Below are 12,405 nucleotides of genomic sequence, written 5' to 3' on the forward strand. Positions count from 1 at the left end.
TTTCAATTACTGAAGCGCGAGAATGCCTTTTTCAAAACGTTCTGCTGCGGCGGCGAGCGTATCCATCGATGCAGCGTAAGAGAAGCGCACATAACCTTCACGGCCAAAGGCGCTGCCCGGTACAATCGCAAGTCCGACGGTTTCAAGCAAGTATGTGCAGAATTCGATTGAATCCGAAATGGTTTTGCCTGCCGGAGTCTTTTTGCCAAACAAGGCGCTGATGTCGGCGAACAAGTAGAAGGCTCCACCTGGAACGCGAAGGCTTACGCTCGGAATCGCGGAAAATTTTCCATAGAGGAAATCACGACGCTTGCGGAATTCATCGCGCATTTTGTACACGGTATCAAGCGGCATCTTCAAAGCTTCTTCGGCTGCATATTGGGCAATGTTCGACGGATGATGCGTCGTCTGGCCCTGAGCCTTGGCGATAAGCTTTGCAATTTCTTTCGGAGCAGCCACGTAGCCAATTCTCCAACCGGTCATGCAGTGAGACTTGGAAAGCCCGTTGATGACAAGCGTGCGTTCATACATGCCATCAAAGGAAGCGAGGCTCTTGAACTGGAAGGAATCGCTGTACGAGAAGTGCTCGTAAATTTCGTCCGAAATAGCATACAGATCGTTTTCCGCAATGACCTTGGCGATGCTTGCTAGTACTTCTTCGGAATAGAGCGTTCCTGTCGGATTTGTCGGATTGTTCAAAATTACGGCTTTGGTCTTCGGGGAAATCACCTTTGAAAGATCTTCGCCTGACATCTGAAAATCGTTATCCACCTTTGTATGGACAATCACCGGGACGCCGCCGAGCAGTTTGACGAGTTCCGGATAAGTGACCCAATAAGGTTCCGGAATGATGACTTCATCGCCCGGATTGATAATGGCGAGCAGGGAATTAAAAACGGCGTGCTTTGCACCGCTTGTCATAATGATTTGTTCCGGAGCGTATTCGAGGCCGTTTTGCGAACGGAACTTTTCGCAGACCGCTTCGCGGACTTCGAGAATTCCCTGAGGAGCCGAGTAACGTGTCTTGCCTTGATCAATCGAAGCCTTGCCTGCATTGCGCACATCGATCGGTGTGTCCCAGTCAGGTTCTCCTGCGCCCAAGGAAACGATATCTTTTCCTTCTGCTTTTAATTTTTTAGCGAGGGTATCGACAGCTACGGTCAAAGAGGGGGCGATGTTCAGAATACGTTCTGAAAGGTTTTTCATCGATGTTTTCTCCTGCGAATCCGTCGGCGATCTAGTGCACCGGCGAGAAGCGGAAATACAAAGTTATGAGACAGCAACAGGCAAACCACTCCAAAGATGGAAATCATACCGATGGCGTGGATTCCCGGATGAGAGGAAAGAGAAAGGCCGAACAGCACAACGATCGTCAAAAGCTCGGCAAAGAAACAGGTGACGCCAGTCGTGCGCAGAATGTGGTAGATGCTTCCGGTCGAACGCTCGTAATAGGCGTTCCACAGCTGAATGGCGCCGTCTAAACTCATCCCGATCAAAATGGGGAATGCAAGACAGCTATATGCGGTAAGCGGGATATCCAAGAATCTCAAAAGACCCAAAAGCCAGAAGAAGGCGATAATCGGAGAAACAAGAGTGAAAAGCGAAAAGTAGAATCTCTTGTAAAAAAGGAAGGTCAAAAGGAAGACGCAGACAATGCCGAAAAGAATCGCCTTGTGGAAATGCGGAAGCGTCATGTTCAAAACGGATGCGCGGACGAGAGCGGTTCCTGTCATCGGATAGTGAAACGGTTCAAGTTCTTTCGCAAGACGTCGACAGGCAAGTCCGTCGTTTGAATTGAAGTTCGGGAAGATGAATGCGTATTCGGTAGAACCGCCAGCGTTTGCACCGAACAGCTTGCGCAGATTCATCGGAAGATCCTTTGAAAGAAGCGGCGCCGCCTTCCAATCCTTGACGATCTTTTCAATGCGTGCGGAATCGGTGGGACTCAAGGCGCGTAACACAGACGGATCCAATTCGTTTTTGATTTCAGTCAAAAGCGAAAGCTTTTCCTGTTGATTAGAAGGCAAAAGGTTTTGGTAGATGGCTACCGCACGAATGCCAGAATTCGGATTGGATTCGCGTTCGCGGTTGATGCGGTTGTAGAAGCTTCTCGCCGTTTTGGAATTCGGCAAAATGACGACAATCGGATCGTAATTCAGGTAATTTGTTTCGCGAAGCAGGGAGTCTGCCTTCGCTGTATTCGGATGGTAGTCGGAATGCGAAAAATCGTAATCAAATTTGGGGTAAATACCACGGCTTGGCAAAATCATGCAAAGAAGAAGCACTGGGATAAACGCTTTCTTGAATCCGACGAAGGGGCGTTCCTTGAAATTTTCAACATGTCCCTTGATCTTTCCAAATACGAGAAACGAACGGTATTTTTTGGTGAGTTCAATCAAAGCGGGGAAAACAAGGCTTGCTAGAGTCCAGTTCAAGATTGAACCGATTGCACCGAGAACACCGAGTTCCTGCATGCCTGTCAAAGGCACAAAAAGCAAGCCAAGGAATGCCGCCGCAAACGAGAATGTCGAAATCGCAATCGTCGGACCAACGCCCAACAAGGCGCTTTCGAGGCTCAATTCGTAACCGAGACCATTGCGCTGCTCATCCGCAAAACGCGTCATCAAGTGCACGATTTGGCGGCAAGATATTCCCGGTAAAATCACCGCGAGAACGATCGAATACAGGTTGATTCTCCCAAAAAAGAGCCATGCCGCCGCAAGAGTCCATAAAAAGACAAGCGCAATCGGAATGATTGAAAGAATAAAGACTGCGGGCTGTTTTGCAAAACGGAACAAGAAGAATAGCGCAAGAATAACAGCAAGAGCGATGCCGGTAAAACGGGCTTCCGGTAAAATCCGCCAACCCTCGCTTGCGGTCTGGAAGACTTTTCCCGTCATATAAAGTTCGGCTTTTTCGCTTTCGGGTAAGCTTTCGAAAGCCCCCGAAACGATTCGGGTCAGCTTACGCGAGGCAGAAAGATCAGAAACACGTGCCTTGGGGAAAACGCTGACGATACGCACCGTCCCTTTTTCGTTGGAATACATATTCCGGAGCTTTGAAAAATATTTGTCTTCAAGCTCTGCCAGGGAAAGCGAATCAGTGATTTCCCGGGTCAGGGAATCGCGGACTACCTTTTGCAGGGAATCGTTTGAAAGGAGATCGATGTAGAACGGACTGTTTTCAAACTTGTAACGGGATTGCAGATCCGAAATGCGGTCTCGGATTTTGCGCAGATCTTCCGTGTTTACATAGAGAAGCTTGTGCTTTTCAAAGAAGTCCATTTCGGACTTGTATTCGACGAAATTGATGTACCGGTTGCCTTCCAGTTCTTTGGCGAGCCCTTGGACGAGCCGCGAGTTCAAGGCGCTATCCTTGGACGTGATGACTGCAACTAGGGAACCGAATCCGCCGAAATTTTCCTCGACGATGGCGTTTGTCTTTTTGACTTCCGAAGAATCCGGCAGCATATCGATCATGCGAAGTTCCCATTTGAGATTTCGCACAGGATAAATCGAAAGAAGCGTCACCGCAAGAGCGATGCCAAGAACGATTTTTGGATGTTTGAGCGCGTTGCGCAAAAATCTTTGAAGTAGGGAAAACATCACTTCATAATCTAAAAAATGTAAAAGAAGACGATGAATGGAAATCCTTGTTTGGAACGAATTATTAAATTATTCTGCGTCATGAGAGTGGGCTTTATCGGAATTCTATTGTGGCTTGCTCTTCCGTTGTGGGCGGAAGAGGCTTCAAAGCCTGTGGAATCCCAGGGAGATTACTCGATGGCGCATTACGATCCAAATGACTCGACCGTAGTGGAAGTGGAGGAAGAAGAGCAGAAGGAAATGTCTGCAAAGGATTATCTGCTTTGGCCGTTTTCCCATATTATTCAGCCGGCTTTGGATCTTTTGGTGTATCCGTTTTCGGCTCCGGTCAAATATGCGGCGGAAAACCGAATTTTGGAAAAAAGTGCGGATCTAGCCGCTTTTGGACCTAAACGCAATATTTACATCTATCCGACGATGAACTTAAAGCCCGGAACGCGAACGCAGATCGGCATAGCCTACCGTCACCGGAACATGCTTTTTCAAAAGGATTATTTCGTAGCGAATGCGACACTTTTTGTCAATAGCGATATGAAGTTTTCGACCCGGTACACCAAACGAAATCTATTGGGATCGGATTTTGTAATCGGCGGGCGTTTGGACTTAACCTTGGACCGTGATGCGACTGTCGCTTTGCCGCGTTCTTTGACCCTTTTCGATACAGACGAAACCTTTATTTATACGGATTCATCCTATTCTGCCCAGTTGCGCCTAGGCCATCCGCTTCCATTTGTCCCCAATATGGATTTTCAGATTGAAGGGGAAATAGATCGTTGCCTATTCGATCTGCCGGACGTGCAAGATACGGTTTTGACAGATCATCCGAAGTTCAACCCGAATACGCATGGTCTCTACCAGAATTATTACCAGTTCCCGCTAAAGTTTACGCTCACCTATGATAATATAGACGCTCCTTTTGTACCGACCCGCGGTTCCCGTATTTCCGCAACTTGGAGATACGTAAATGTGACCGAATACGCTGGTGCGAACGTCACTTCAAAGTCCAATTCTCTTGACCACGACTACCAGGCGTTTGATTTTGTCGCCCAGCACTATTTTTATTTAGGAAAGGACGATTCCAAGTACGGGCTTACTGCGAAAGAAGCTCGTGAATTCCGTAAATTCTATACGGACTTTTCTTGGGACGAAACCCTTCGCCTTTGGCGCCCAGAAAACATCAAGAACACTCTCTTGAACCGTCGCGTTCTCGCAATTCAGTTCCGCATGAGGCAGATGTGGGAAATGGAAGAAGGAGGCGCTCCGTTTTCTGCTTTTTCGACTGCAGGGGGAACGTATCCCCTTCGTGGCTATACGCGCCGGTATGCGGACTTTGCGATGAAAGGGATTTCTCTTGAGTACCGCTGGCCGATCGATCGACTGGTGGACGGAGTCCTTTTTGACGAATATGTAAGCTACGGCAGGAATTGGTACTCTCTTGACGGCGACAAGCTTTTGAACTCCTGGGGCTTCGGTATTCGAGTCCGCAAGCCGGATATGTATTTGTTCCGTATCCAGATTGGATTCCATGGCTTTAATGGCTTTGCTCTCATCTGCACGGTCGCGCCTGAATTCCAGTAAAATCGGTTAAAAGCCGTCCATTTCACTTTCCAATACACCGATTTCACATTTTTAGATGTTTTTTCAGTAAAAAAATTGCTATCATTAAGACAACATTTTTGTCCTAAAAAGGAAGGTCTAATATGGCTAGAAAGAAGATTGCGCTTGTTGGCGCTGGTCAGATTGGTGGTACAATGGCTCTCGTTGCTGCCCAGAAGAATCTCGGCGACGTCGTCCTTATCGACATTCCGATGACTCAGGGCATGCCGAAGGGTAAGGCTCTCGACATTATGGAAGGCCGTTCTGTGATCAACTCTTCCGTTGATCTTCAGGGTTCTACCGACTACGCAGCTCTCAAGGGCGCAGACGTCGTTATCGTTACCGCTGGTTTCCCGCGTATGCCGGGCATGAGCCGCGATGACCTTCTCGAAAAGAACTGCGGCGTCATCAAGACGGTTGCTGAAGCCATCAAGGAACACGCTCCGGATGCATTCGTGATCGTGATTACGAACCCGCTCGATGCCATGGTTTACAATATGCAGAAGCAGTCAGGTCTCCCGGCTAACAAGGTGATCGGTATGGCTGGCGTTCTCGACTCTGCTCGTCTCGCTTGCTTCGTCGCTGACGAACTCGGAGTTTCCGTCGAAGACGTGAAGGCTCTCGTTCTCGGTGGCCACGGCGACACCATGGTCAGCATCTACGAAAGCGTCTCTGTCGGCGGCATTCCGCTTCCGCAGCTCATGACGAAGGAAAAGTTTGCTGAACTCGCTAAGCGTACCGCTGGCGCAGGTGGCGAAATCGTGAACCTCCTCGGTCGCGGTTCTGCTTTCTACAGCCCGGCAACTTCTGCTATCCACATGGCCGAAGCTTACCTCCTCGACAAGAAAAACGTGTTCTCTTGCGCTGCTAAGCTCAACGGAGAATACGGCGTTAAGGGTCTCTACTGTGGCGTGCCTGTTGTTGTCGGCGCAAACGGTGTGGAAAAGATCATCGAAGTCAAGCTCACTGCTGACGAAAAGGCTGCTTTCGACAAGTCCGTCGAAGCTTGCCAGAAGAATGCAGACTGGGTAGACGCTCACACCTAATCTTGGTTGATCTTGAAAAATGCCCTTGGTTCATCACCAAGGGCATTTTTTTTACAGAAATTTATTAAATTCACTAGACCAACCAAGGAATTGTATGGCAGATATGATCGACGACGAAGAATTGAATGTTTCCGAAGAAAAACCGAACGAAGACAACATCGAAAGTGCGATGAAGCCTCGCGATTACAGCTTGCGACGAGTTCTTCTTTGGGAACCGGACGAAAATCGCCGTAATTGTGCAATTGAAGTAATCTCGGGCCTTTTGACCGGAGCTTTTGTCGACGGCGTAGGAACGGAAGAAGAAGCTCTCCAGAAGCTCGATGAAGAACTGTGGGATACTTTTGTCGTGGACTTCTACAACGAAGGCTGCTCGGAATCGGAATTCATCAAAAAGGTGAACAACTACCCGAATTCGATCCTTGTTGCGTTGAACCTCGCTCCGTTCACCCTTCCGGAAGAACGCAACCGTTACAAGATCGAACCTCTCCGCAAGCTTTTTGAAATTGAAAAGCCGAAGTCGGAAGAAGAGATGGCTGAATCCTCGGACGACGATTCTTTCGACGAGGAAGATTCGTAGGACTGATTTATGGCAGAAGCCAAATCAGCGATTGAACTTTCGCACGTTTCCAAGGCTTATCCTGGAGACGTAGATGCGGTAAACGACGTTTCGCTTTCTATCCGAGAAGGCGAGTTTGTCGCGTTGGTCGGTCCATCGGGCTGTGGAAAATCCTCCATTCTGCGCATGATCGCTGGGCTTGAGACCCCCTCGGAAGGGGATCTTTTGCTGCATGGAGAAGATGCAAGCAGGCTCGACCCAAAAGACCGCGACATCGCCATGGTGTTCCAGACGCATGCGCTGTATCCGCACATGACAGTTCGCCAAAATTTGGAATTTGCTCTGCGCATGAAGCTTGTTTATTCGGTGAAAGAAATCGAGGAACGTATCCGCGAAGCTGTCGATATTTTGGACCTTGCGCCGTTGCTCGATCGTAAGCCGAAGCATCTTTCTGGCGGTCAGCGTCAGCGTGTTGCCTTGGGAAGAGCTCTTGTCCGCAAACCGAAGATCTTCCTTTTTGACGAACCGCTTTCCGGTCTTGACGCCAAGATGAAAAATCAGATGTGCGTGGAACTCGGACGTTTGCATTCTCGTTTGCAGGCGACGATGGTACTTGTGACGCACGATCAGAATGAAGCGATGACCATGGGTGACCGAGTCGTTTGTCTTTCGAATGGAAAGATTCAGCAGGTCGGGACGCCGATGGAGCTTTACGAGCATCCGGCAAACGAATTTGTGGCAAGCTTTATCGGAGTTCCTCCGATGAACATCTTTGCTGCCCAGTGGGGACGAGAAGGTCTTTATTTTGAAAAGGCTGGATTCACATTCCCGGTTTCTGAAGCATTTGCGTCGAAGTACCGCACGGTTCCTCGTATGCTTGTCGGAGTTCGCCCGGAGTTCTTTACCATTTCGGCTGCAGGTCCAAATACGATTGTCGCGGTCATCGAAGTGGTGGAACATCTGGGTTACGAAACGCTCGTCTATGCGCAGAGCAACGATCTGAGCTTGGTCGTCCGCGTTCCGCCACTTGCCAATTTTGCGGTCGGCGAAAAGATCTATCTCTCGCTCGACGAAAAGAATATTCATTTGTTTGATATTTCGACAGGGGCAAGCTTCTTTTGAAAATCTTCCGGGCTATTAGGCTTTTAGCCATGTTGCTCTGTGCAGCTTTTCTGGGAAGCTGTAGTTCGGATGATAGTCAGCAAAAGGAAGTTTTGCAGCTCTGGATTATGCCGAACAGTCCTGATCCGACTGCGGATATGCAGCATGTTCTGCGTAATTTTGAATTGGAAAATCCAGGCATTGAAGTGCAGGTGACGGTTCTTGACTGGAGCGTCGCCTGGACAAAGATAACAACGGCGGCTTCTACGCGAAGCGGCCCCGATGTGATTCAGATGCCGACGACTTGGGCTGCTGCCGTGACTGCGATGGAAGCCTTGATGCCGATGGATTCTCTGATTGCGGTGTCGGGCGGGGATTCCGCCTTTGCATCTGTGTCGATGAAGTTTGCGCGCCCGGTCGGCGTTCAACAGGCGACATCGGTTCCGTGGTTCTTGGATGTGCGCCCGCTGTATTACAGACGCGATGCTTTGGCTGAAGCGGGCGTCAATCCGGCAAAGGTGCGAAATTGGGATGAATTCCGCATTGCTTTGGAAAAAATTCGCAAAGCAAATTTGGTCATCGAAGATCAGCATATCGATCCGATTGGCTATCCAGGAAAACACGACTGGAATGTAATTCATAACTTGGCTCCGTGGATTTGGGGCGCGGGTGGTGACTTCTTGGATTCGACCGGAACGGAAAGCCTTCTTGCGACCAAAGAAAGCATCAATGGAATTCTGTTCTATTTGAGCCTTGTGCGCGATGGTTTTAACAGCCGAAAAAATTTGTCGAAGAATACAAATCAGGTGAGCATGGACTTTGATGAAGGCAGGTTGGCTTTCTGGTTCGATGTGACGAATAAGACGTTGTATTTGGATAGCCCGCGTTTCCTGGGAGGTTCATCGAAAAACGTGACAGCACGTAATTATTCGGCAATGCTTCCGCCGGTTGCTCCTGAGGGCAAGATGCCTTATTATTTTGCAGGCGGTTCGAACCTTTCTGTTTCTCGTTATACAAAACACAAACGCGCGGCGATGGCGCTTGTGCGCTACTTGGTTGCCCGTCCGGACGTTCAGCTCGAAATCGCTCGTGTGATGGGATTTATGCCGGCGCTTCTTTCCACTTACGAATATCCGTTCTTCAAGGATGACGGAAAGAGAGATGTGTTCCAGCAAATGGTTTTGCATTTGCGATCGTATCCGGCGGTTCCGTATTGGGGTGAAATCGAAACGGAAATTTTGCTCCGTCGCTTTGGAAATATCTTCGACCTGATCACATCCAGCCCCGAAAAGGTTTGGCCGGAAAAGGATATCATTGCAGAAATTCGCGCTGCGGATAAGGAAGTGAACCGCTTTATCCATCGTCAGAGGGAGGCCTCTCGATGAGAAAGCGTTATCTCTTTTTGTTGCCGTTGCTCGTCTTTTTGACGTTTGTCTTTGTGATTCCCGTTCTGATGGGAATCGTATTGCCGTTCTTTTCGGGAGAAGGGACTTCGCAAGAAATTCGAAACGGCTCCTTTAGCTTTGCACACTTTATCGAGTCCGTTTCTTCGGGCGCGGGTACAGGCTTGATCGATGCGATTCGCAATACGCTCATTTACACTTTCTGCGTTTCGTGCGGTTGCATTATTTTGGGGCTTTTCGGGGCTTTGCTTGTAACGCAGAAATTCCCGTCTGCGGGAATTGTTCGCTTTTTGCTGATGATTTCTTGGGTGGTGCCGACTTATATCGTAGGTCTCCTTTGGGGATTCATGTGGCAGCAGGATGAAGGCATTATCAATATGATCCTGTTTGATTATTTACGTTGGGATCAGATTTCGGGAATTTTTGGTGCGAACTGGAATTATTTGCCGGACGGAACCTTGGTGAAGCCGAACTGGCTCACGGGCCCGAATACGATTTGGGCGATTATTGTGCCTTCCATTTGGCGAAATTGGCCGTTCTGCATGATGATGTTCCTATCGGGACTTTCGGCGATTCCGCATGATATTTATGAAGCGGCAGAAATCGATGGCATTCCTTCGCGTGAACGCTTTTTGCACATTACCTTGCCGATTTTACGTCCGATATTTGGCGTCATCATTCTCGAATGTTTGGTGATCAATATGTACAGCTTCAACCTTGTGGCGATGATGTTCGGCAACGGTTCTGGCTTCCCGGGTAAATTTAGCGATTTGATGATGACGTTCCTTTACCGCACTTCGTTCCAGACTTGGAATTTTGGCGCGGGCGCGGCTCTCGGTACGCTTTCCATGTTCTTTATGCTTATCTGTGTTTCGATCTGGTATCGGAACTTTGGAAAGGATCTGAAGAATGGTTAAGTTTGTAGCTTGGGCATTCGCGCTTTTGAACGTAGCACCGATTCTTTGGATGGTGTGGAGTTCTTTGCTCGGCTCCAGTGAAATTCAGCAGGGTGAAATTTTCCCTGCTCCATATCCGAATGACGTCGTCTTTTTTGAAAAAACGCAGAATCGCAGCGTGGTAGCCGCCACTTTGCACGGTCAGATTTACCACTACGAAAACAAGGATCTACGGCCGAGTTTCCGTCAAAAGCTCGATCTGCAGGCGGTGTCTGTTAACTATGTTCTTTCGGATTCGAGCCTCTACGCGTTTTCGCCAGACGAAGGCTTGATGAAAATCAATCTCTCGAAGATGAGAGTGGACCACAAATGGAATTGGTCCGACTTTGAAAAATCCTTTAAACAGTATGACTTCTCCACGTTCCGTTACGTGGCAAACCAGACCCCAGAAGGGGAATTCGCCCGTCTAGGCGCTCTTCTGGACACGGTCCCGCTGATTGAAAACTCGGACATGACATTTGCAACGCTCTTCAAGCGTTCTTTCCCTCGGGATTCAAGCGTCATGGAATCGCTGAACATGATATTGAATTCGACCGAAAGCCTTTCCAAGGTCATTGCCATTTGGCAGAAGAAAACGGACTGGGTGAACCCAGCGATTAATAAACTTTTTAAGAAACGCTTCCGCTTCACCAAGGAAAATCGCGAACTTTTCCGCTGGTGTTTAGCGGAACGCATTCCGACTCCGCTCACGATTTACCGTCGTATTCCGTGGTCTTCCATTTGGGTGGACCGTGTTCCGGCGAGCGATCATGGTGTGTCGATTGCGAGTGCAGGTGATGTTCTTTGCGTGGGCATGTGGTGGGAATCTTTCCCGGGCATCGCCATTGTGAACAAGAAGACGGGGAAAATCGGCTGGGTGACGCCACAGACCGGTTTGCCGTCGAGTTCCGTGCAGCGTATTTTGCGCGTTTCCGAAAAGGAAGTTTTGGTGTCGCACGATCAAGGTTTTTCTTTGATTGATGTGCAAAGTGAAAAGGTCAAAGCGAACTATCTCTTTGGCGAATCGGGACTTCCTTTCTACAATGGCCGCGACATGCGCCTTTCTATTGTGAGCCGCAGTTCGATGCTTTTTGCCTGTGGACGTGAAATCGTCTTTTTTGACTTCCGTGCGGGTCATGCAGTCAAGCGCCTTTACGGCGATGCCCATTTATTCCAATCGGATATTTCGGTCATCAAGAGCTTCGGCAATCGAGTATTCTTTGGACTTTCGAATGGCTTTGTCGAAATGAATCTTTGGGACTTGTTGAACGAAGGCAGCGAACAAAAAACATATTCGGTGGATGGAACGGCGACGAGTCTTTTCTTTGACAATGGAATTCTGTTGGTGGGAATGCAAGAAGGTAAGCTTGCCAATATCGACTTGGCTTCGGGCAAGGCGGTTGTCAAGGAACAGCTTCCTTCGGGCGGCTTGTATTTGCACTGGCGAAATTATGAGGACCTTTGGCGGACGATTCCTTTTGGCACCTTCCTTTCGAATTCGTTGCTGATTTGCTGTTCGACGGTTTTGATCTGTTTGATCCTGGGCTCGCTTGCGGGTTATGGTCTCGCCCGAGCCTCTTTCCGCCTGTACCGTTTTATGAATGTGGGCTTGATTTGGAGTCAGGTAATTCCGAACGTATTGTTCTTGATTCCGGCGTTCCTGATCGCGTCGTATTTGCAGTTGCATTCTTCGATCCATATTTTGAATACGCGCTGGGGAATCATTGTGCTGTATTCGGCTCTCTTCCTTCCGATGGCGACCTGGATTTTGCAGAACTTCTTCCGTTCCGTTCCGCGTGAAATTGAAGAAGCCGCTTTGCTCGATGGTTGCACTCCGTTTACGGCTTTTTTCCGAGTAATTGTTCCTTCGTCCCTTCCCGGCATTTTGACCACGGGCATTTACGTGTTCATTCTCGCGTGGGACGAACTGATGTTTGCCTGGGTGTTCTCGATGGATGTTTCGACGGCGACGATTCCTGTCGGCATGCGCCTTTTCTTTGGGCAGTTTGCGACGCGCTATGATTTGGTGATGGCGGCAGCCACCCTTTCCACTTTGCCTGTGATGATTCTTTTTATGATTGTGCAACGTCGCTTGATCAGCGGTTTCCCCGGAGGACGTGCTGTTGCGGCAAGGAATGCGGGCAAAAAGGTCCGATAGGGGAC

At 49.0% G+C, this 12,405-nt stretch carries 9 protein-coding genes; 7 read left to right on the top strand and 2 right to left on the bottom strand.

Features of this window, described 5'->3' with window-relative positions:
• Positions 1 to 6: 6 nt before the first annotated feature.
• Both BGX16_RS13590 and BGX16_RS13595 read right to left on the bottom strand, forming a co-directional pair.
• Positions 7 to 1,206: a pyridoxal phosphate-dependent aminotransferase gene (locus BGX16_RS13590; RefSeq protein WP_100426539.1), complete on the bottom strand. Its 1,200-nt coding sequence runs from the start codon at positions 1,204 to 1,206 to the stop codon at positions 7 to 9.
• A complete protein-coding gene (locus tag BGX16_RS13595; protein WP_100426540.1) occupies positions 1,203 to 3,605 on the bottom strand; it encodes an MMPL family transporter in 2,403 nt (800 codons plus the stop codon). Before BGX16_RS13595 ends, BGX16_RS13590 begins: the two co-directional genes overlap by 4 nt.
• A 51-nt stretch (positions 3,606 to 3,656) precedes the next feature.
• Here BGX16_RS13595 and BGX16_RS13600 point away from each other — a divergent pair, with 51 nt between their 5' ends.
• From BGX16_RS13600 to BGX16_RS13630, 7 genes are all read left to right on the top strand, one after another.
• On the top strand, positions 3,657 to 5,183 hold the full coding sequence (locus BGX16_RS13600; protein WP_157798065.1) for a BamA/TamA family outer membrane protein: 1,527 nt from the start codon (positions 3,657 to 3,659) through the stop codon (positions 5,181 to 5,183).
• 122 nt (positions 5,184 to 5,305) lie between these two features.
• Positions 5,306 to 6,247, top strand: coding sequence for a malate dehydrogenase (gene mdh / locus BGX16_RS13605; RefSeq protein ID WP_100426542.1), 942 nt, complete (start codon positions 5,306 to 5,308; stop codon positions 6,245 to 6,247).
• A 94-nt stretch (positions 6,248 to 6,341) separates the two neighbouring features.
• Entirely contained in the window at positions 6,342 to 6,824 is a 483-nt protein-coding gene (locus BGX16_RS13610; protein WP_100426543.1) for a hypothetical protein, read from the top strand.
• A 9-nt stretch (positions 6,825 to 6,833) separates the two neighbouring features.
• Entirely contained in the window at positions 6,834 to 7,925 is a 1,092-nt protein-coding gene (locus BGX16_RS13615; RefSeq protein WP_100426544.1) for an ABC transporter ATP-binding protein, read from the top strand.
• A gap of 107 nt (positions 7,926 to 8,032) precedes the next feature.
• Positions 8,033 to 9,289 (top strand): extracellular solute-binding protein, encoded by a 1,257-nt coding sequence (locus BGX16_RS13620; protein WP_157798066.1) that lies wholly within the window; start codon positions 8,033 to 8,035, stop codon positions 9,287 to 9,289.
• On the top strand, positions 9,286 to 10,224 hold the full coding sequence (locus tag BGX16_RS13625) for a carbohydrate ABC transporter permease (protein ID WP_100426546.1): 939 nt from the start codon (positions 9,286 to 9,288) through the stop codon (positions 10,222 to 10,224). Before BGX16_RS13620 ends, BGX16_RS13625 begins: the two co-directional genes overlap by 4 nt.
• Entirely contained in the window at positions 10,217 to 12,400 is a 2,184-nt protein-coding gene (locus BGX16_RS13630) for a carbohydrate ABC transporter permease (protein WP_100426547.1), read from the top strand. Before BGX16_RS13625 ends, BGX16_RS13630 begins: the two co-directional genes overlap by 8 nt.
• Positions 12,401 to 12,405 lie beyond the last annotated feature (5 nt).

The organism is Hallerella succinigenes, assembly GCF_002797675.1.
Classification (GTDB): domain Bacteria; phylum Fibrobacterota; class Fibrobacteria; order Fibrobacterales; family Fibrobacteraceae; genus Hallerella; species Hallerella succinigenes.